The organism is Nonomuraea sp. NPDC050547 (genome assembly GCF_044457345.1).
Lineage (GTDB): Bacteria > Actinomycetota > Actinomycetes > Streptosporangiales > Streptosporangiaceae > Nonomuraea.
Genome location: NZ_JBITGW010000011.1, coordinates 1 through 20,310, shown reverse-complemented (window position 1 = coordinate 20,310; position 20,310 = coordinate 1). Strand labels below are relative to the sequence as shown.

At 69.6% G+C, this 20,310-nt stretch carries 15 protein-coding genes and 1 tRNA gene; 9 read left to right on the top strand and 7 right to left on the bottom strand.

Translation table 11 applies throughout. The features are described 5' to 3' along the window. Positions 1–27 precede the first annotated feature (27 nt). Genes ACIBHY_RS26745 through ACIBHY_RS26735 form a run of 3 tightly spaced genes read right to left on the bottom strand, consistent with a single transcriptional unit; the run spans position 28 to position 3,100 of the window. Positions 28–903, bottom strand: a complete 876-nt coding sequence (locus ACIBHY_RS26745) for a carbohydrate ABC transporter permease (protein WP_397244647.1) — start codon at positions 901–903, stop codon at positions 28–30. After that, positions 900–1,811, bottom strand: coding sequence for a carbohydrate ABC transporter permease (locus ACIBHY_RS26740; protein ID WP_397244645.1), 912 nt, complete (start codon positions 1,809–1,811; stop codon positions 900–902). Before ACIBHY_RS26740 ends, ACIBHY_RS26745 begins: the two co-directional genes overlap by 4 nt. Then, positions 1,811–3,100 carry an ABC transporter substrate-binding protein gene (locus ACIBHY_RS26735; protein WP_397308028.1) on the bottom strand — a complete coding sequence of 430 codons (1,290 nt, stop codon included), beginning with the start codon at positions 3,098–3,100 and terminating at the stop codon, positions 1,811–1,813. The genes ACIBHY_RS26740 and ACIBHY_RS26735 overlap by 1 nt, the downstream gene beginning before the upstream one ends. A 123-nt stretch (positions 3,101–3,223) precedes the next feature. On the opposite strand from ACIBHY_RS26735, the gene ACIBHY_RS26730 reads away from it, so the two are divergent. After that, positions 3,224–4,417 carry an ROK family protein gene (locus ACIBHY_RS26730; protein WP_397244641.1) on the top strand — a complete coding sequence of 398 codons (1,194 nt, stop codon included), beginning with the start codon at positions 3,224–3,226 and terminating at the stop codon, positions 4,415–4,417. A gap of 36 nt (positions 4,418–4,453) precedes the next feature. Then, the gene (locus ACIBHY_RS26725) at positions 4,454–5,215 is read left to right on the top strand and encodes an NAD(P)-binding domain-containing protein (RefSeq protein ID WP_397308027.1); all 762 of its coding nucleotides are present in this window, start codon (positions 4,454–4,456) and stop codon (positions 5,213–5,215) included. Here ACIBHY_RS26725 and ACIBHY_RS26720 read toward each other — a convergent pair. Together ACIBHY_RS26720 and ACIBHY_RS26715 are read right to left on the bottom strand one after the other, a co-directional pair. Further along, positions 5,212–6,435, bottom strand: a complete 1,224-nt coding sequence (locus ACIBHY_RS26720) for an MFS transporter (protein WP_397244637.1) — start codon at positions 6,433–6,435, stop codon at positions 5,212–5,214. The genes ACIBHY_RS26725 and ACIBHY_RS26720 overlap by 4 nt on opposite strands. 54 nt (positions 6,436–6,489) lie before the next feature. Then, positions 6,490–6,810, bottom strand: a complete 321-nt coding sequence (locus ACIBHY_RS26715) for a CU044_2847 family protein (protein WP_397244635.1) — start codon at positions 6,808–6,810, stop codon at positions 6,490–6,492. A gap of 43 nt (positions 6,811–6,853) precedes the next feature. Between ACIBHY_RS26715 and ACIBHY_RS26710 the strand changes: the two genes are divergently transcribed. The 3 genes from ACIBHY_RS26710 to ACIBHY_RS26700 all read left to right on the top strand — a co-directional run bounded on the left by ACIBHY_RS26710 (position 6,854) and on the right by ACIBHY_RS26700 (position 14,724). After that, positions 6,854–10,279, top strand: coding sequence for a trypsin-like peptidase domain-containing protein (locus tag ACIBHY_RS26710; RefSeq protein WP_397308026.1), 3,426 nt, complete (start codon positions 6,854–6,856; stop codon positions 10,277–10,279). Positions 10,280–10,364: 85 nt separating this feature from the next. After that, complete coding sequence (locus ACIBHY_RS26705; protein ID WP_397308025.1) at positions 10,365–13,415, top strand: AAA domain-containing protein; 3,051 nt, start codon at positions 10,365–10,367, stop codon at positions 13,413–13,415. A 547-nt stretch (positions 13,416–13,962) separates the two neighbouring features. Continuing rightward, the gene (locus ACIBHY_RS26700; RefSeq protein WP_397308024.1) at positions 13,963–14,724 is read left to right on the top strand and encodes a hypothetical protein; all 762 of its coding nucleotides are present in this window, start codon (positions 13,963–13,965) and stop codon (positions 14,722–14,724) included. 773 nt (positions 14,725–15,497) lie between these two features. Here the strand turns inward: ACIBHY_RS26700 and ACIBHY_RS26695 are convergent. After that, a tRNA-Lys gene (locus ACIBHY_RS26695) sits at positions 15,498–15,571 on the bottom strand. 104 nt (positions 15,572–15,675) lie between these two features. Here ACIBHY_RS26695 and ACIBHY_RS26690 point away from each other — a divergent pair. From ACIBHY_RS26690 to ACIBHY_RS26675, 4 genes are all read left to right on the top strand, one after another. After that, the gene (locus tag ACIBHY_RS26690) at positions 15,676–16,506 is read left to right on the top strand and encodes an AAA family ATPase (protein WP_397244627.1); all 831 of its coding nucleotides are present in this window, start codon (positions 15,676–15,678) and stop codon (positions 16,504–16,506) included. Further along, complete coding sequence (locus ACIBHY_RS26685; protein ID WP_397308023.1) at positions 16,506–17,840, top strand: VWA domain-containing protein; 1,335 nt, start codon at positions 16,506–16,508, stop codon at positions 17,838–17,840. The genes ACIBHY_RS26690 and ACIBHY_RS26685 overlap by 1 nt, the downstream gene beginning before the upstream one ends. A gap of 66 nt (positions 17,841–17,906) precedes the next feature. Further along, positions 17,907–19,160: a lamin tail domain-containing protein gene (locus tag ACIBHY_RS26680; protein WP_397308022.1), complete on the top strand. Its 1,254-nt coding sequence runs from the start codon at positions 17,907–17,909 to the stop codon at positions 19,158–19,160. Between the two features lie 139 nt (positions 19,161–19,299). Next, positions 19,300–20,214 carry a DUF2332 domain-containing protein gene (locus ACIBHY_RS26675; protein ID WP_397308021.1) on the top strand — a complete coding sequence of 305 codons (915 nt, stop codon included), beginning with the start codon at positions 19,300–19,302 and terminating at the stop codon, positions 20,212–20,214. A 10-nt stretch (positions 20,215–20,224) separates the two neighbouring features. On the opposite strand, the gene ACIBHY_RS26670 is transcribed toward ACIBHY_RS26675, so the two are convergent. Beyond that, a partial coding sequence (locus ACIBHY_RS26670) for an integrase core domain-containing protein (RefSeq protein WP_397251324.1) occupies positions 20,225–20,310 on the bottom strand: 86 nt, incomplete at its 5' end.

Genomic DNA, 20,310 nt, shown 5'->3' with positions numbered 1-20,310 from the left:
CCCGCGCGCGGCGCGCGCTGTCGATCGTCATTTGCCGATGCCCTGCGTCATGCCGCTGACGATGCGGCGGCCGAACCACAGGTAGGTCGCGATCATCGGGAGCACCACGATGACGACACCGGCGAAGAGCCCACCCCAGTTCGAGGTGTACTGCATGTTGGAGTAGAAGTTGAGGAGCGCGACGTTCAGCGTCTGCATGCGCTGGTCCGGGACCAGCATCAGTACGATCACCGTCTCGTTCCACAGGCTCAGCGCGTTGAGCACGGCCACGGTGGTGATGCCCGGCCGCGCCAGCGGGACCATGATCTTCCAGAAGGTGCGGAACGGCGTCGCGCCGTCGAGCGAGGCGGCCTCCTCCAGCTCGCCGGGCAACGAGCGGAAGTAGCCGATCAGCACGAAGACGCTGAACGGCAGGCTCAGCACGACGTAGAAGATCGCCACGGTGACGCGCGGATCCCAGGCGCCGGTGATCCAATCGACCATGAAGCGCGACAGGCCGATGCCGATGAGCACCATGGGCACCGCGAACGCCTGGAACGGGATGCTCATGCCGACCGCGAAGAACGTCGCCACCGGCCCGCTCGACCGGGCGCCGAGCCGCGCCACCGCGTAGGCGGCCGGGACGCTGAGCGCCATGATCAACGTGACCGAGACGGCCGTCAGCAGGACCGAGTTGACCGTGGCGGTTCCCAGGCCCGAGCCGGACCAGGCGGTCGCGAAGTTCTCCCACATCCAGGTGCCTGGCAGGCCCACCGGGTTGGCGAAGATCTCCCGCGAGGACTTGACCGAGTTCAGCATGACCCACAGGACCATGCCGACGTTGAACAGCACCCAGACCCACAGGCCCAGCTTGATCAGCGCGACCGCCGCGGTCCCGAAGGCGGCGCGCGGGAAGCCGGTCACGACCACTCCAGCCGGTCGCGCCGCTGGATGCGGCGCGACAACACGATGAGCAAGGCGGTGACGGCGGTCATGACCACGCCGATCGCGGCGGCCTCGCCGAGCTGGGCCAGGCCGCCCACCCGGCCGCCGGTGACGCGCAGCCATTGCTCGACGGCCAGGGTGCGGGCCTCGGGCGGCGGGGTGCCGGCCGTACCGACGAAGGCGATGACGATCTCGAACGTCTTGATGCCGGCGATCGCCCACAGCGCCGCCGCGATGGCCAGCATGTCGCGGGTGAGCGGCAGAGTGACGTGCCTGAACTGCTGGAGCGGGCCCGCCCCTTCGATGCGGGCCACCTCGTAGAGACTCGGCGGTATGCCGTCGACCGCGGACATCACCAGCACGACGTAGAACCCGGCCGCGCTCCACACCACCCCTGCCATGATCACCTGGAAGATGAGCTCGGGACCGAGCCACGGCTGGCGCAGCGCGGACAGGCCGAGCAGCCCGAGCAGGGTGTTGACCATGCCTTTCGGGTTGAACAGGAACGAGACCGCGAGGCCGACCGCGATCGGGGAGATCATGAAGGGCAGGAAGACCGCCGAGCGGATGAACGCCCCGGCGCGTGCCGTACGCAGAACGATCATCGCGGCGGCGGCGATGAGGAAGAGGGCCGCCCCCACGAGCAACGTCAGCAGGACGGTGTTCAGGAACGACGTCAGGAACATCCGGCTGGTGAGCAGTTCGGTGTAGTTGCCCAGCCCGGTCCACGAGAACGCGGTGCCGAGGCCCGACCATTCCGCGAAGCTGAGCACCACGCCGAAGAGCGAGGGCAGTACGAAGAAGAGCAGGTAGGTGAGGAGTGCCGGGAGCAACATCGGCAGGTAGAGCCGGCGGCGCTCGGCGTGCAGGGCGCCGGAGACGGACATTAGTCGCTCGCCAGCGCGGCGGTCCGGGACTTGCCCTCCGACAGGAACGTCGCGGCGTCGATCGAACCGCCGATGAGTTTGTCGTCGAGCGGCAGGAAGACGTCGTTGTACCACTTCGGCCGCACGGTGGCCACGCCGTCGAAGTCGAGGCTGATCTCGGTGGCCTCGCGGATGGCGCGCTGGATGGCGGTGAGCTCGTCGGGCGCGGGGGAGTCGGCGCGCGCGGGGATGTTGGCGGCGTCGGTGGCGATCCGGTCGATGTACTTGCGCTGCATCGCGAAGGCCAGGAAGTCGGCGACGGCCCGCTGGTTCTTGGAGCTGGGGTTGACGCCCCAGCCGAGGGCGCCGACGGTGACGATCGAGCCCTTGGCCGGGTCCACCGGCGGCAAGGAGATGACCCGCGGCTGGACCGCCTTGACCCGGAGCGAGGCGGTCTCGCTGCCGAGCCAGGTGCCGTTGAGGTTGAAGGTGTGCTCGCCGGCCGCCCACGCGTTCTGCGCCTCCGGGAACTTGGTCGCCATGTGGTCGGGCTGGAACAGTCCCGCCTCGACCAGCGACTCCACCTCGGTCACCGCCTTCTTCACCTTGGGGTCGTCCCAGGCGGCCGGGTCCTCGGCGAGCCGGCGCAGGCTGCCGGGCCCGGCGGTGGTGAGCAGGATCTGGTAGAGCCAGAAGGCGTTGTAGGAGTTGATCGTGCCGTCGAGCGCGATCGGCTGACGGCCGGCGGCCTTCTCCTTGCGCGCGGTGGACATGAAGTCGGCGAACGTCTTGGGCGGTGCGGTGGCGAAGCCGGGGTGGCGGGCGGCGTCGTACCACAGGCCGATGGAGAAGACGCTGTGCGGCACGAACCCGTAGCCCTTGTCGTCGCTGATCGCCTTCAGCACGCTCTTGGGCAGGACCTCCTCGATGGTGGCGCTCTCCCCGGGGATCTTCGTCCTGAAGACCGCCGACAGGTCGCCGAGCGCGCCGGCGGCGCGGAAGCCGGCGGTGTGGTCGATGGCGGTGTCGAACAGATCGGGGCCCTGGCCGGTCGCGATGGCCGTCTTGACCTGGTCCTCCTGGCCGTTGCCGAGCCACTGCACGTCCACCCTGACGCCGCGCTCCTTGGCGTAGTCGGCGATGACCTGCTCGAAGAGGGTGGCCTGCGGGGTGCCCTTGGCCCACTTGCCCCAGTAGAGCAGGGAGGAGGTGGGGGCGGGGGTGTCCTGGAGCTTCGTGCCACATGCGGTGAGGGCGAGAAGCGCGCCGGCGGCGGTCGCGGCGACCACGACGCGGATGCGTTTGCGCATTGCTGGGTCCCTTCGGGGAGGTGCTGGCTCGGCGAACCAGGTATGAGGTGAGATAATAAAGACAGTGTGTGTATTAATGGAAGGGGTCGCCGTGGCCTACGTCGTGCGGGAGGATTTAGAGGTATGAGTGTGCTGATCGGACGCGAGGAGAGCCCCCTGCGCCGTGCCGGCGGACTGGCCCGGCTGCGCCGGCTCAACTCGCTGGCCGTGATCGAGGCCATCCGGCAGGAGCCCCTCACCATCCCGACGATCGCCCAGGTCACCGGGCTGTCGAAGACCGCCGCCGACTCCGTGGTGGCCAACCTGGTCACGCTCGGCTGGGCCGGGCAGGTGGAACCGCTCGCGCCCACCGGCGCCGGCCGCCCGGCCACCCGCTACCGCTTCCGCGCCGAGGCGGCGGTCGTGGTCGGCATCGACATCGGCCGGCACACCACCAGGGCCGAACTCGCCGACCTCAACGGCGAGGTGCTGACCAGCGGATCGGTCGCGGCCTCCGCCGCTGACCCACCCGGCGCGCTGATGGCCGACGCGCTCGGGGTGGTGGACCGCCTTCTCGCCGAGCAGGGGCGGGCCCGGCCCGATGTGTGGGCGATCGGCGTCGCCGTACCCGCTGTGGTGTACCGGGACATCATCACCAAGGGCGCCGAGGGCTGGGGCGGCTTCAGCGTGCGCGCGGCCCTGGAGCCACACTTCGAATGCCCGATCGCGGTGGACAACGACTCCAACCTGGCCGCGTTCGCCGAAGCCTGGAAGGGCAGTGCCACCGAGGCGAGCTCGATGATCTACGTGCACTCGGGCAATCGCACCGGGGCCGGGCTCGTCCTCAATGGGACCGTCTTCCGCGGCGCGAACGGCGCCGCGGGCGAGATAGGCGCGCTCCCGCAGCTCGGCTGGGAGCACGCCCAGGAGCACCTGCACGAAGTACGGCTCGCCGACGGACGCCGGATCAACCGCGAAGAGGTCTTCGCCGCCGCGGCCGAGGGCGACCAGGACGCCGTGCGGGCGGTCGACCGCTTCAGCGCCGTCATCGCGATCGGCATCGCCGCGCTCGTGCTGGCCGTCGACCCCGAGGTCGTGGTGGTCGGCGGCGGCAACGCACGGGCAGGCGACACCTTTCTGGAGCCGCTGCGACGCCACGTCGACGAGCTCTGCACGGTACGGCCGGCGCCGCCGATCGTCCCCTCGACTCTGAAGGAGAACGGATCGATCACCGGCGCCGCCGGGCTCGCCGCCAACACCGTGCTGGAACAGCTCTACGCCGTGGCCGCCGGAGGAGAGGCCCTGTCCAGCACCGACGTGCCGCCGTGGCGCTGGTAGTGTCCTTCACCGACCCTGTCCGGTAAGGAAGACACCATGAAGCGCATCGGGATCATCGGCGTGGGCGAGATCGGCCGGGCCATCGTGGTGGGCCTGTCCGAGTGGGCTCCCGACGTGTTCCTTTCTCCCCGGGGAGCACACACGGCCGCGGAGCTGTCGGCGGCCTACGACAACGTGCACGTGTGCGATGACAACCAGGCCGTGGTGGACCGCTCCGAGCTGGTCGTCATCGCCGTACGCCCCTACGACCGGCAGGAGGCGCTGGCCGGCCTGCGGGTGGACGCGGGCACGATCGTGGTCAGCCTGATGGCCGGCGTCGGCATCGACGAGCTGCGCCGGATGCTCGGCACCGACGTCCCCGTGGTGCGGGCCATCCCGCTGCCGCCCGTACGCGACCGCGACTCCGTGACGGTGACGTGCCCGTCGCACCCGGAGGTGGACGCGCTGTTCGAGCGACTGGGCGGCGCGCTCCCGGTCGAGGACGAGGCGGCCTTCAACGTCTTCTCCGCCCTGACGGGGACGCTGACCACCCACTACTCCTACCTCGCCACGCTCACGTCGTGGGCCGTCGGCCACGGCGTGCCCGACGAGGTCGCTGACCGCTACGTCCGCAGTCTCTTCCAGGGCGTCGGACGCAGCCTGGGCGACGAGGCCCGCTCCCTGCGTCAACTCGCGGCCGACCACGAGACCCCGAACGGGAGCAACGAACGCGTCCGCACCACCTGGTTCACCGAAGCCAACTCCGCGGCTCTCGGCGAGGTCCTCGACGATCTGCTCGCCCGTCTCCGGCAGCCCTAGTCGTGGGCGATGTGCAGGAGCTGGCGCCACAGCAGCACCACGAACACCGCGGAGCCGGCGAAGGCGAACCAGAACGGCGCCGCCACCCCGAAGCCGGTGGCCAGGATGCCGCCGATCAGGGAACCGACCACCAGGCCGCCGAAGACGCAGATGGTGTTGACGGCGCCCACCCGGCCCTGCAGCTCACGCGGGACCGCCCGCTGGCGGATGGTGACCGAGGTGGTGCCCCAGATGAAGGCGTGCGCGCCGAAGACCAGGAAGATGCCCCCGGCCACCCACGGCGAATGGGTCAGGGCCAGCCCCAGGTGCGTGAGGGTCTCGATGATGAGCCCGATCCGCATCAGCGCGCCGAGGCTGACCCTGCGGGTGATGGTGCCGTACAGCGCGGTGCCGATGAGCCCGCCGATCCCGCTGATGGTGCTCATCAGGCCGAAGCCGATGTCGCCGAGGCCGAGCTGGTCCTGGGCGTACAGGACGAGCACCGACCAGGCGGCGCCGAACGTGAAGTTGAAGATCAGGATGGTGAGCGCCAGCGTGCGTACCGCCGCGTGCTCGATGGTCCATCGGAACCCGGCGACGAGCTCCCGAATCGTGTCCGGCTTGGGGTCTCCGGCCTGCCGGCCGTGGGGCGGCAGGCTGATCCGGCTGACCAGCAGGACTCCCGCCAGCACCAGCAGCAGCTGGCTGGCGAACGGCCAGGTGTAGCCCACGGCGAACAGCGCCGCGCCGATCGGCGGCCCGGCGAGCTGGTTGAGCGTGATGAACCCGGTGCCCAGGCGGGCGTTGGCGACCACGAGATCGTCCCGGTCGACCATCGTCGGGGTCAGCGTGGCGGTCGCGTTGTCGGCGAACACCTCGGCGACGGCCCTGAGCGTCAGCATGATCAGCGCCGTCACCACCGTCACCGTGCCGGTGGCCAGGAGCGCGACGAGCACCGCGAGCACCACCGCGCGGGCCAGGTTGGCGACGATCACGATCCGGCGCCGGTCATACCGGTCCGACAGCACTCCGGCGTAGAGGCTGAAGAGCAGTTGCGGGGCCCAGCCCACCAGCGCCGACAGTGAGATCATCAGCGGATCGCGGGTCAACGTCGCGATCAACAGCGGACCGGCGGCCGCGGCGAGCCCGTCGCCGAGATTCGTCAGCCAGCTCGACGCGAGCAACCATCGGAACCCTGTCCCCAGCCGGGCCGGCAGCACCCGTTCCACTACTCTGATCACGAGCGTAAGACCATACTTTTCATTGCCTACCTGCGGCAATGTGTTTTTTCTGGGTCAGTCGGCCGGTCCCCATTCGAGGACGACCTGGAACTGCGCCTCTGAGGAGGTCTTGGCGATGGCCACGTCGGCCTCGCCGGAGATCTTGATGCCGAAGGTGAGCTCCAGCCGGTCCGGCGGGTTCTCGATGTCGCGCAGCTTGCGCGCGATGCTCTCCACGGCCGGGGTCACGCTGGTGATCGCCGCCTGCAGGGTGCTGCCGGCCTGGCGGAGGGCACGACCGGCGCGACCCGCCCGCTGGATCTCCTCGGCTTCCCCGGGCTCGACCTCGACGACCAGTCTGCCGCCGCCGTCCAGCGGTATCTCCACGTAGGTCACGAAGGGAGCGTACGGCAAGCCGTTTGGGCTTAGCGTGGTTCGCATGCGGACGAGCGCCCCGAGCGTGGCCGGTGTGCTGGATCGGGATGGGCGGCCGGTGGGGGCGGCCTTCCCCGTGACCGGCGAGCATCTGATCACCGCGGCCCACGTGGTGAGTCTCGCCGCCGGTCTCGAGTTCGAGGTCGATCTCCCGCCGGAGGGCCGCGTCCCGGTGGCCTTCCTGCCCGGTGGCGCCCGGCTCGATGCCGAGATCATGCTCTGGGACGGGGAACGCGACGTCGCCGTCCTCCGCCTCGGCCGGAACGTGGACGTGGCGCCCGCGCCCCTCGTCGACCACGCCTCCTTCGACGAGCGGGTCGCCATGCTCGGCTTTCCCGACGGCAAGGAGCAGGGGGTGTGGAGCGTGGGCGTGCTCCGCGGCCCCCAGGCGCAAGGCTGGCTCCAGGTCGACGTCGAGGACGGCAGCCGGTTCCCCATAGAAGGCGGGTTCTCCGGCACTCCCGCCTGGCACCTCGATCGCGGCGACGTCGTCGGCATGGTGGTCGCGGCGTGGACGGGCGGCCGGCGCAGCGGCTACCTCATCCCCACCGCCAGGCTGCTGGAGGCCTGGCCGGGGTTACGCGACGCCGTACGTCCGCTCACGCCCTTCCGCGGACTGCTGCCGTTCGGGCCCGAGCACACCGCCAGCTTCTTCGGCCGCTCGGACGAGGTCGGCCGGATCTCCCGGCTCGTCGCGGAACGGCCGGTCGTGACGGTCACCGGGCCGTCCGGCGTGGGCAAGTCCTCGATCATCCAGGCGGGCGTGATCCCGCGCCTCCAAGGCCTGGCGGTCGCCCTCTTCCGGCCGGGACAGGGACGGAGCCCGCTGCACGCGCTCGCCCTCGCGCTGACCAGTGGAGACCCGGCCGACCGCCTCACCAGGGCCGACGAGCTCGCCGGGCACCTGGAGCAGGGCGCCATGCCGGAGCTGGTCAGCGCGGTTCTCGACCAGCTCGGCGCGTCCCGGCTCATCCTGGTCGTCGACCAGCTCGAAGAGGTGCTCTCCGCACCGCAGGAGCAGCGTACGGCCTTCGCCCGAGCCCTGCTCCACGCCGAGCGGCCGAACTCCGCGCTCGGGGTGCTGGCCGCGCTACGGACCGACTACCTGACGCCCATCCTGCGCGACGCGGAGCTCGCACCGCTCGCGGCTGGGGAGCGCACCATCAACGTGGGCGAGCTCTCCACCAGCGGCCTGCGTGACGCGGTGCTCGAACCGATCACGCGGATCCCGCTGGTGGACTATGAGCGGGGCCTCGCCGTCCGGCTCTTGGACGACCTCGGGGTGGGGCCGGGACGGCTCCCGCTGCTGCAGTTCACCCTGGCCCAGCTCTGGGAACGCCAGTCGGGCGGGAAGCTGACGCACCGGGCCTACGAAGAGATCGGCGGCGTTCGCGAAGGCCTGAACCGCTTCGCCGAGCAGGTCTGGGGGGAACTGACCGCGGGCGAACAGCGGGACGCCGAGCGCCTGCTCATCCAGCTGACCCGCCCGGACCCGGAGGGCCAGGAGATCACCCGGCGCAGCGCGCCGCGCGAGCAACTCGACGCGGCCCAGTGGGCGCTCGCGCAACGCCTGGCCGTCTCCCGCCTGGTCGTCGTGGAGGAGGGACGCCGCGCGGACCTCGTCCACGAGGCGCTGGTCACGCGCTGGACCCGGCTGCGGGAACTCGCCGGACAAGCCCGCGAATTCCGGCTCTGGCAGGAATCACTGCGCCGGCGGGTCGCGCTCTGGCGGCAGCACGACCGCCTCCCCGCCAGGTTGCTCGCCGGCGCGGACCTCGGCGACGCGCTGCGCCGCCTCAAGGAGCGGCCCGACGATCTGAGCGAGGAGGAGCGGGAGTTCATCGGCCTCAGCGTACGGCGGCGCCGATCCGTCAGACGGCGGCGCGCGGCCGGCCTGGCCGTGGTGGTGGCGGCCGGGCTCGCCGTCTGGATCCCGCTCAGCGGCGCGGTCTCCGCCAACGCCGCGCAGACTCTGCTCGAACGGGCCACGCAGCGAGCCGCCACGGACCCCTACGGCGCGGCCCAGCTGGCCATCCGCGCCCACAGGACACGCGACACCCCCGACACCCGCAAGAAGATCCACGAGCTGTACGGCGACGCCCTGCCGCTGGCCCGGATCATCCCCGACACCTCGGTCGGCCTCGTCTCCTTCAAGGGGGAGGCCCGCCCCGGCGGCAGCTTGTCCGGAAAAGTCAGTACAGACGGCCGGGCGCTGCTCACCCGCTCTCCGGACAGCAGAGTCGTCCTGTGGCAGCTCGGCAACGGCACCGCGTACCCGGTGACGCTCCCCGACGAGGGCGGTGACAGCGCGAACCACATCGCCCTCAGCGCCGACGGCCGCTACGCCGCCGCCACCTACACCGCCCGAATCACGGTCACGCCGTACGGCAGGGCGCCCGACGGGAGATGCGTGATCAAGGTGCCCGACTCGCCCACCGCGCATGAAGCCTTCACCGTGGTGCGCGTCTGCCTGGTGGTCACCGACCTCGCCCGCAGGGCCACCGCCTTCGCCCTCGTCCTGCCCGGCGACGTCGTGCCGGGACCGCTCTCCGTCGATCCGGGGGGAAAGAGCGTCGGGCTGGTCGCGGCCAGGGCGGGGAAGAGCAGCGTGATGCGCTGGGACCTCTCCGGCGGCAAGGCGCTGCCCGCGGTGCCGCTGGAGGTGGGCCCCAACGACTCGATCTCGTTCTTCCGGCTCATCTCCGGCGGGGCCGTACTCGGACAGCTGGTCTTTTCCGCCGACGCGAAGGCTGGGAAGCAGAACGCGACCGGCCACCGGCTGCTCCGCCTGGCCTCCGACGGCACCACCACCGTGCTGCACGAGAGCCTGGCGAGCTCCATCGTCACGATGAGCGCGGACGGACGCCGGGTGGCGGCGTTCGAGGAGCGTGAGAAGCAGCCGGCCTTCCTGATCTGGGACACCGGGACGGGCCGGCAGATCGCCCGGCTGGACGACATGAGCCTCTCGGAGTCGGTCGGCTCGCCCGCCTTCGACGCCACCGGATCCACCTTCCACAACACCTGGCTCGACTTCCCGGTCGCCCAGCCGAGCAGCCTGTCGCTGGAGGACATGCAGGCCTTCGCCGCCCAGTTGAGCGACGCGCAGCGGGTGACGCGCTGGTCGATTCCCGGCGGGCAGCGGGGCGGGCAGCTCCACCTGCCCATGGCGTGGCGGACCCTGCTCCCGGTCGGCGACGACGGTTTCGCCCTGGTCGCCGCGGACCAGATCGGGCTCCTGCTTCCCTCGGGCGGGCGGAGCGCCGCCGACCTGCTCGCCGCGATGGCGGCGCAGGCCGTCGAGGTCCCCTCGCCCGGCGTCGAGGCGGAGCTGGCTCACCTGTGCCGGGTGTACGGAGAGCTGGCCGCCGAGTCCGACGAGATCAAGAAGCTGGTGCCGGACGGCGCCCACACCGACCCGCTCTGCCCCTGAACATATGGTCGAGTGCGTGCCGGGCCCGGCATGGGTAAGGTCCTGATCCGCACGGCCATCTTGATCTCCTCACCCCGGGAGCACGATGACAGGTCCGCAGCGCAAGCCGTTCCCCGTGGAAGAGCTTTTGCGAGCCGTACGCCTGGAGGTCGCCGCTGAGCTGCGTGGAGACGGCGACGGGGAGAAGCTGTCCCTGTCGACCGGCCGCAGGATCGGAAAGCACGGAGAGCGGCACGAGTACCTGTTCTCCTGCAAGGCGTGGAAGGACAGATTCGCCGGGGAGCGGCAGCTGATCCGCCTGTCCCGTTCTCGTGGTGCCTGGGAGCCCGCCGAGGTTCAGCGTATGCCGGATGGCAGGGTCAGGGTCCGTACCGTGGCCGACCTCGGTGAACAGCCGGGCAACGTGCAGGTACGCGAGGACGAGACGGCCGGATGGGAAGCCGTCGCCGAGAGGCTCGAGTCGGCCGCCGGGAGCGACTCCCCGGTCAACCTGACCACCACGGGCTGGCTGACCGGCCAGGGGCGCCCGCGGATCGACCGCTGCGCGACACCTGAGCGCTTCGTCCGCGGGTACCGGGAGCGCGCGCTCAACGACCAGCAGCGACGAGCGGTCGAGCAGGCGCTCGGCAGCGACCTGACCTTCATCTGGGGCCCGCCGGGCACCGGAAAGACCGACGTGGTCGGCTGTATCGCCGAAGGCTGCTATCGGCAGGGGCTGCGGGTGCTGTTCGTGGCGCCGACGAAGGTGGCCGTCGACCAGGCGCTGGAACGGATCTGCGCCCTGCTGTCGGGCGAGGAGGGTTTCGACGCGGGGCTCGTGCAACGTGCGGGGGAGATCGAGCTGGCGTCACTGGCGGACGCGTTCGGCGACAAGATCGACCCGATCCGGGTCACGCAACGGCTGTCCACCGCGCTCACCGCGCAGATCACCGGCATCCGTGAGCGCCTTGAGGCGGCGCGCCGGGATCTCGCCGTACACCTCGAGGCGGCGGAGGCGGAGACCCGGCTCGCGGACCTCCGCGCCCGGCGTGACGAGGCCGATCGCCACGCCGGCTCCCTGCAGCAGCAGATCCGGCTACGGCAGGCCGCGATCGGCGACATCGACCGCGAGATCCACAACCTCGGCACGCCCTCCGGTCTCTTCGCCAAGCGGAAGCAGGACAAGCTCGACCACCTGGGCCGGATGCTGTGGGAGGCCCGGCACGAGCTGACCGCCCTCGACCGGCAACTCCGCGCCGCTCATGACGCCCGGCAACACCACGCGGCCGAGGCGGCCAGGGCCGAGACCGAAACGCTCGCCCTGCGCGCACGCCTGCGCGCGATCCCGCCCCGTGGCCCGCTCCAGCACGCCGTCGACCAGGCGCAGCAGCAGCTGTCGCGGCTCCAGAAGGAGCTCCGGAAGATCGCTGACGTGGTCCGCGCGAACTGCCGGATCATGGGCACCACCGTGGCCAAGGCGGTGCAGTCGCGCAAACTCATGGACACGATCGACGTCGTCATCATCGACGAGGCCGGGATGGTCAACACCCCCTCGGCATGGTGCGCGGCCGGGCTCGCCACCCGCCGGCTCATCCTCGCCGGCGACTTCCGGCAACTGCCCGCGGTCACCAAGGCCTCCTCGGACCGCGACGCCGCGCCCGGCGATCAGGAGCATGCCCGGCTGTGGATGGATCGCGATCCGTTCAGCCTGGCCGGGCTCGTCGACCTCTCCGGTACGGCCCAGCGCGCCGATCCCCGCATGGTCTGCCTGGACACGCAATACCGGATGCGCCGGCCGATCTGCGAGATCGTGAACACCGTGGCGTACCCGGACTCACCGCTCCGCACCGGCCGGGCAGATCGCGGCCGCCTTCCCGACTCCCCGCTCCTGGGCGGGCCGCTCATCCTCATCGACACCACCACCCGCCGCCTGCCCAACCCCGAGTACCGCGCCGGCGCGCACACCACCAACTCCGTGCACGAGGCGGTCATCCACGAACTCATCCGCGGCCTGCAGTACGACCGGATCCTGCCGGCTCGCAAATGGACGGACCTGTCCGCCGACGAGCGGCCCACGAGCCGGGTGGCCGTGATCGCCCCGTACAAGGCGCAGGTGAAAGCGCTCCAAGCCAGCCTGACCTACCGTTTCGGCCAGCAGTACGACGGGCTGGTCGACACCGTCCACCGTTTCCAGGGCAGCCAGCGCCCGCTTGTGATCATCGACACCGTCGCCGGCGGGGGAAGCAAGGCCGGCTACTTCTACGAGGGACTCGGCCTCTCCTCCTCCACCTGCCGCCTGCTCAACGTCGCCCTCAGCCGGGCGCAGGACCACCTCGTCGTGGTCGCCGACACAGGGTTCCTCCACGCCAAGCTCAACCCGGCCGGCGAAGCCGCCCGCATGCTCGATCACCTGGAACGGCACGCCCAACGGCTGCCGGTGGACGACCTCGTGCCGTTCCGCAGCGCGGCCGACCTGGCGGGGCTACCCGCTGAAGAGCTGGCCCGGCCCGCGTTCTTCCCCGCCGACGAGGTGCCACGCGCCGTCGCCTGGGACATCGCCCGTGCCGAACGATCCATCGAGATCTACTGCGCCTTCCTCGACCCGGCCCCGGTCCGGACCTGGCTGCGTCACCTCGTCCCCCGCGTACAGGCCGGTGTCGGCGTCACCGTCCACACCCGCGACCAGTCGCAGGATTCGCGCCGGGACGACCTCGTCGGCGAACTGCGCGCCGCCGGGTGCCAGGTGACGCTGCGCGAGCGTATGCACGAGAAGGTGCTCATCCTCGACGAGACCGTGCTGTGGCACGGCTCCCTCAATCTCCTGGCCAACATCGGCCCCACGGAGCTGATGATGCGGATCACCGACCCGACCTGCTGCCAGCGAGTCCGGAACATCGTCGAACGCGCCCGCATGGAGCGCCCGGCCCGCCCCTGGCCACCACCAACCCCGAAGCCCCCCGACGACGACCGAATCGCCCCGGGCATCGTGTCCGACGGACGCCTCTATCTCGACGTTTCCCGCCAGGAGAAGGACGAACTCAAACAGCTGGCCCGAGACGCCGGGGCACGCGCCAAATGGGACCCGGCCCGCAAGCTGTGGCACGTCGACGCCACCATCCCCCGTGACCTGGTGCGACGATGGCTCCCACCGGCATGAACAAAGAAACCCCAGCTCAGGGTACTGAGCTGGGGTTGCTCAATATGTTGCCTTTGTATCGCTGCATCAATCAATGTCGCTTTCAGAATGCCGCGAATGGTTTCGGCGTGCCGACGGCCGAAGAGTAACCACACTAATGGCATGATTGCGCGGCTCTGGTGGCCTCAACCTCGCCTGCAGGTATCGACAGATATCCTGCCGCGATCGACCCGGACGCGGTTTGACGGCAGCAAGGTACGTAGTTCTCTTCCTTACTTGTGTTCCAACTCTGGGTGCTGTGCTGTGCTGGCTTCGGCGAAGTCGATTTGGCTGCATGTTCTCACAGGCGTCTTGGGCATCTTTATCATCTATCAATTCCTCGCCTTGCCTGTAGTCCCGTAGAAAGCGCACGCCAAATGCGATTGCCTTTTCTTGCTGGAGGACCAGGCGGTGCTGTGATCACGGCGTGACCTACCCGTGCGACGCTGGTCGCTTCGGCTTAGGCGGCGGAAGTGCCGCCCTCAACCCTTAGGGAGAATGTCCCCTGATGAGGCGATGGACACCGGTCATGGCCCTCGCGTTGGCCGGATTCGCCCTGCCAGGCGCACCCGCTTCCAGCGTGGCTGCGGTTGGCGATCCGGTTGCTGCGATCCAGCACCAGCTGGTCAAAGGCCGTGGTGTGCGGGTAGTCGTATACAACACATCCAACAATGGCGATGGATGGCGCCATTTCAAGCCCACCAAGGGTGTTGTCGGGTTCGGCGATGGCAAGGTGATGGCGACCGACCTGGTGGACCATCAGATGCAAGGCGTCCGCGATATCTGCATCGGCAAACGCATATGGCAGTACAAGCCATGGGGAAATGACCCCAAGGGCAAGAAATGGGTCACCTATCCATGGAAGTGTGATCTGCGTCTGGGGGCGGGCGATCTCCGTCTGGACAAGCCGGCCGTGCTCGCCGCCGTGCTGTCCACCGCGACGTCGGAGCGACCCTCCGGTACCTATGACAGTGTGTCCACGACCCTCCACCAGGGGGTGATGACGTTTCGGCAGCTGTGGGAAGTCCGGCCGGAACTGCGGCCGAAACGTGAAGACGAAAGCAGCTCATGGCCGATCGAATGGCGCCTGTGGATTGGCAAGGATGGTCTCGTACGCCGCGCCTGGGTCACGTGGCGAGAGTCTGACCAAAGCTCGCTCAAGGGCGCTACTAACGGGCAGGGATGGTTTGGCTTCGCCGAAGACATCCGATACTCGGGCTGGGGCACAAAGCTGACCATCAAGCCCCCGCCCCCCACCCAGACGACCGCCATAAACTTCCCGAAGCATTAGCGGTGTTCCCGGAGGTGAAGACCAGGGCCGAAGTCACGAGTCGGTGGCGCGCCTCGACGGTGGCCGCTGATCGCTGCAGATTTCTGCGACGACTGATTGAACCAGCTTCTACTGTCATTGCAGGCCGCTGCGCTGATCCCTTGTGCTTTCAGCGACCTGGACCAGTATGTCCGCTCGTGGTTCTTCCGCCTAACCACCCGATGTGGGCCGAGTATTTGCGCTCCACAGGCTCGTCGCAGTTCCAGGGTGATGACAGGCCTGCGGTTCTTGGGCAGGAGGACATGAGAGGCTTCGACATGACTAAGCGGTGACATGTGCGCGCAGCCGCACCGCTGGTTGAGAGCCTTCCAGAACAATCGGTCGCGTCACACACTTGATATTGACCTTTCGGTTTCCATTTAGAGACCACGCGCTCGTGCACGCAGGTGCGCGTCAGCGAAGCCCAGGTGCCATCCGGATGCGGGCCAGGACGGCAGTCACCATGAACGACCGGCTTCTGCTCAGCAGGCAATCTCAGCGTCACTTGGAATGCGAGCAAGCGAATCTTGGACATGGGCGCCCGCAGAGGTCTTTCGGCGTGGCGATACCCAGGCCGTCCTGGGCGTCTGAGTTGATGTGCGGGGCCAAACCGGACGACGGGGCCCCCGGGCCACGTGCCGGAGAGTCCCCGCGAGCAACCGATGCCGCGCCTCGGTCTCACCAGAGACGGTTCGAGGCTCTCCTAGAACTGAGAAACCCCAGCTCAGGGTACTGAGCTGGGGTTTCTGTGCAGGTGCGCCGCCAGGGACTCGAACCCCGGACCCGCTGATTAAGAGTCAGCTGCTCTAACCAACTGAGCTAGCGGCGCTTGCAGAGAGGAATATACCGGTCCTCCCCACCAAGCGCGAATCGATACCGGGCGGCCTCAACGATTAGAATAAAGTTCGGCCTACCCGCCTCGACAGGAGCGCTATGTTCGACTCGCCCGCCGATGTGTCCGTGCGGCTCGCCGCCGCCAGCTACCTCTCCGACGATTCCATAGCCACCTCCGTCTACCTGGCCGCCGCTCTCGGCAAGCCGCTGCTCGCAGAAGGACCGGCGGGGGTGGGGAAGACCCAGCTGGCCAAAGCCGTGGCGGAGGCGACCGGGGCGACGTTGATCAGGTTGCAGTGCTACGAGGGGCTGGATGAGGCTCGGGCGCTGTACGAGTGGAACTACAAGAAGCAGCTGCTCAGGATTCAGGCGACCAGCACCGATGAGGACATCTTCGGCGAGGAGTTCCTGCTGGAGCGGCCGTTGCTCAGGGCGATCCGGGCGAGCGAGCCCACGGTGCTGCTCATCGATGAGATGGACAAGGCGGATGTCGAGGTCGAGGGCCTGCTGCTGGAGTTGTTGTCGGATTTTCAGGTGACGATTCCGGAGCTGGGGACGATCGCGGCGGTCCGCCGGCCGTACGTGGTGCTGACCTCGAACGCGACGCGTGAGCTGTCCGAGGCGCTCAAGCGGCGGTGTCTCTATCTGCACATCGCCTATCCGACCCCGGAGCGGGAACGGGACATCGTGCTCAGCCAGGTTCCGTCCATCCGGGCGGATCTGGCGGAGCAGCTGGCGCGGACCGTGGCCACGCTGAGGGCGTTGGAGCTGAAGAAGGCGCCGTCGGTGGCGGAGACGGTGGACTGGGCGCGGACGCTGCTGGCGCTCGGGCGGGACGAACTGGATGAGGAGACCGTCGCCGCCACGCTCGGGGTGGTGCTCAAACACAACTCCGACCATGTGCGGGCGGTCAAGGAACTCGGGCTCTGATGTCGCTGGTCGACAGGCATGTCGGGTTCGTGCACGCGTTGCGCGAGGCGGGGGTGCCGGTGTCGCTGGCCGAGGGGCTGGATGCCGCGCGCGCGTTGCGGGTGATCGATCTGTCGCAGCGGGAGGCGCTGCGGGCCGCCTACGCGACCACGCTGATCAAGAAGCCGGGGTATCGGGCCGGGTTCGACGTGCTGTTCGACCTGTGGTTTCCGCCGGTGATCAGCGGGCTGCACGTCCCGGCTGATCAGGACGGCGATCCTCGCGAACGGCTGGCCGGCCTGCTGGTCGACTCCGGCGACGCGGAGATGGCGGAGTTCGCCCGCGCCATGGTCGAGCGGTTCGGACGCCAGGCCGCCGGACCGGGGCGGCAGAACTGGTTCAGCTACAGCGTCCTGCGCGCCCTGTCGCCGGAGACGCTCATGGCGCGCATCCTCCGGGAGGTCCTGGCCGGTCAGGAACGCGGCGGGCTCGCCGAGAAGACGGCCCGGCAGCGGGTGAACGCCAATATCGCGCGATTTCAGGACGCGGTGGCGGCGGACGTCCGGCGCCGCATCGCCGAGGACTCCGGCGTCGAGCGCATCGCCCGCTCCACCGTGAAGCCGCCGCTCGACCAGATCGACTTCCTGCGCGTCACCAAGGCGGACCTGGCACGGCTGCGCAGGGAGGTGTATCCGCTGGCCCGCAGGCTGGCGGCGCGCCTCACGATCAAGCACCGGCGCGGTCGCCGGGGGCGCCTGGACTTCCGCCGGACCGTCCGGGCCTCGCTGCAGAGCGGCGGGGTGCCGCTGACCATGGTGTTCAAGCCGCCCCGGCCGCACCGCCCCGAGCTGGTGGTGTTGTGCGACACCAGCGACTCGGTGGCGTCGTTCGCACATTTCACGCTGTTGCTCACCTACGCGCTGAGGGAGCAGTTCACGAAGGTACGCGCGTTCGGCTTCGTGGACCGGGTGGACGAGATCACCAGGTTCTTCGTCCCCGGCGCGGACGTGGTCGAGGCGATGACCACGCTGGCCAACGAGTCCGACATGATCAGGTTCGGGCGCACCAACTACGGCCACGCCTTCGAGGGCTTCGCGGAGCGGTACGGCGACGCCGTAGGACCCAGGACGTCCTTGCTCATCCTCGGCGACGCCCGCAGCAACTACCAGCCCCCGGCCCTGGACACGCTGAAGGCGCTGACCGCCAGGGCCCGCCACGCGTACTGGCTCAATCCCGAGCCCACGGCCCAATGGGACACCGGCGACTCGATCGCCTCCTCCTACGCCACGGTGATCCCCATGCATGAATGTCGAAATGTCCAACAACTGACAGCATTCATCGAGACCCTCGCATAATTCGAGACATGGGCCCGGGGCTGGGTTACGTTCCCGTCAGACACCCAGTCCCGTCGAGGGGGCACCATGAGCTACACCCTGCTCAAAGGCGAGTTCGTCATCCGCTACCCCGATCTTCCCCGCCAGGGGCCGGAACCGGACGGCGACACGGTCAAGTTCAAGCCGGACGCCCCCGCGCTGGTCGAGGGCCTGCCCCGCCCCACGGGAACGCCCCCGAAGATCAACGGCCGCGGCATCTCCACCCGCCTGGAGGCGATCGACGCCCTGGAGACGCACTTCGGCGACACCCACCAGGAACTGCTAGGAGCCAACGCCGCCCGCGACGAACTGCTGCGCCTGCTCGGCTTCACCAACGTCGTCTACTTCCCCGACCTGCCGAACAAGGTCCAGTCGGCCGACCAGGACACGATCCGCGGCCACGTGCTGTCGAACGGCATCGACGGCAACGGCCGCCTGATCGCCTTCGCCTTCACCGGCGAGCATCCGGGCGCGGACGGCTCGGCGGTGTTCCTGGACGAGGCCGGTGTGGACCGTTCCGTCAACGCCGCCCTGCTCAAGAACGGCCTGGCCTACCCGGCCTTCTACGCCACCCTGCCCGCGAGCCTGCGCGAGCACCTGGCCACGGCCTCGCGTACCGCCCGCGACGGCAACGCGGGCATCTGGCCCAGAGCCACCGGCGACCCCGACGGCAGCGCCAAGATCGCCGACCTCCAGGCCTTGCAGCAGGCGGTGATCTGGCCCAAGCTGTTCCGCCGTCTCGTCCCCTATCTGGCCTCGGGCCGCACGACGTTCGACGGCTTCGACGCGTGGCTGCGTGAAGACCCGGTCAACCGCGACGACCAGCTCTTCCTGCTGCAGAAGGGCGAGTACGGCAATATGCACGACGTCGTACGCGCGGCCGGGAACGAGATCCAGCTCACCGCCTGGCCCGAGGACTTCATCATCAGCCCCGACCCGGCTCCGCCCGGCGCGCCCGTCCACCCGAGGCCCGCGGCGATCGGCGACGTCCTCATCGTGGCCGCGCTCCCCGACCCGGTGGGCCCCGACGGGGGCCGCGAGCGCGTCACGCTGATCAACACGACGCCGAGCCCGGTCAACCTGCAGGACTGGGCGCTGCTCGACGCCGCGGGCGGCCGCCACGCCCTGTCCGGCACGCTGGGCGGCGGCGACGTCCACCAGGTGACGCTGAGCGGCGCGCTCCAGCTCGGCAACGCGGGCGACGCGCTGGTCCTCACCGACGGCGCGGGCGCGCTGGTCGACCAGGTCTCCTACAAACCCGAGGCGGTGCTGTCCGGCCGTACGATCTGCTTCGGGCGATAGTCCCCCCTACGTCACGGCCCAGCCGCCCCACCCCCACCCGCCGACGCGGGCGGGGGCCGATCGTGGGGGTCGCTTCTCACGTCGGACACACGCACCACCGCAACGGCCACCATAACCGGCCAAGTGGTACCAATGACGGATGATCGGAATGTCGGAGTCCACGACCGCCGAGCGCTACCTGAGCTTCGGCCGGTCGGAGGCGGAGGGGAACTCGCCCGCCTACGCCGCACGCTGTGAGGAGATCGCCGGGGACACCGCCTTCCTGGCCCTGCTGGACGGGCTGCCCGAGCCGAAACGGCAGCCCAACCTGCTGTTCGCCGCGATCCGTTTCCTCGGCGGCCCGGTCGACGGCGGGCTGAGGGAATGGGCCGCCGCCCGCTGGGGCGAGGTGGCGGCCGTCATGCTGGCCCACAGCACCCAGACCAACGAGCCGGGCCGGTGCGCGAGCCTGCTGCCGTTGCTGGCCCGGCTGCCGCAGCCGCTGGCGCTGATCGAGGTCGGGGCGTCGGCAGGGCTCTGCCTTTTTCCGGATAAATACCGATACGAGTATTCCGGTCATCCGCCCTTCGGGCCCGCGAGCCCGGTGACGCTGGCCTGCCGTACCGGAGGACCGCTTCCGCAACGGATGCCGGACGTGGCCTGGCGGGCCGGGATCGACCTCAACCCGATCGACATCACGGACCCCGAGCAGACCCGCTGGCTGGAGGCGCTCGTCTGGCCCGAGCAGCACGAGCGGCTCGCGCGGCTGCGCGCCGCGCTCGACCTGGCGCGGGCCGAGCCGAGGCCCCTGATCGTGCGCGGCGACCTCAACGAGCACATCGAGGAGCTCGTCGCGCGGGCGCCGTCAGGGGCGACCACGGTGGTCTTCCACAGCGCCGTGCTCTGGTACCTCGCGCGGGAGGACCGTGAGCGGTTCGCGCGCACGATGCGGCGGCTGCCGGTGCGCTGGATCTCCAACGAGGCGGAGCCGGGGCGGGAGGGGTTCACGCTGGCGCTGGACGGCGAGCCCGTGGCGCGCACGGGCCCGCACGGCCAGTTCCTGGAGTGGCTCTAGCTGTACTCGGTCATGAACTTGGTGTCAGTCGAGTGATGGGTGGCTGGCCGCCGAGGGCTGTGTGGGGTCGTTGGGTGTTGTAGTAGTGCAGCCATG

Coding starts and splice junctions, on each gene's coding strand:
- ACIBHY_RS26740 (WP_397244645.1), bottom strand. CDS start 1,811: ATGTCCGTCTCCGGCGCCCTGCACGCCGAGCGCCGCCGGCTCTACCTG.
- ACIBHY_RS26735 (WP_397308028.1), bottom strand. CDS start 3,100: ATGCGCAAACGCATCCGCGTCGTGGTCGCCGCGACCGCCGCCGGCGCG.
- ACIBHY_RS26730 (WP_397244641.1), top strand. CDS start 3,224: ATGAGTGTGCTGATCGGACGCGAGGAGAGCCCCCTGCGCCGTGCCGGC.
- ACIBHY_RS26725 (WP_397308027.1), top strand. CDS start 4,454: ATGAAGCGCATCGGGATCATCGGCGTGGGCGAGATCGGCCGGGCCATC.
- ACIBHY_RS26710 (WP_397308026.1), top strand. CDS start 6,854: ATGCGGACGAGCGCCCCGAGCGTGGCCGGTGTGCTGGATCGGGATGGG.
- ACIBHY_RS26705 (WP_397308025.1), top strand. CDS start 10,365: ATGACAGGTCCGCAGCGCAAGCCGTTCCCCGTGGAAGAGCTTTTGCGA.
- ACIBHY_RS26700 (WP_397308024.1), top strand. CDS start 13,963: ATGGCCCTCGCGTTGGCCGGATTCGCCCTGCCAGGCGCACCCGCTTCC.
- ACIBHY_RS26690 (WP_397244627.1), top strand. CDS start 15,676: ATGTTCGACTCGCCCGCCGATGTGTCCGTGCGGCTCGCCGCCGCCAGC.
- ACIBHY_RS26685 (WP_397308023.1), top strand. CDS start 16,506: ATGTCGCTGGTCGACAGGCATGTCGGGTTCGTGCACGCGTTGCGCGAG.
- ACIBHY_RS26680 (WP_397308022.1), top strand. CDS start 17,907: ATGAGCTACACCCTGCTCAAAGGCGAGTTCGTCATCCGCTACCCCGAT.
- ACIBHY_RS26675 (WP_397308021.1), top strand. CDS start 19,300: ATGATCGGAATGTCGGAGTCCACGACCGCCGAGCGCTACCTGAGCTTC.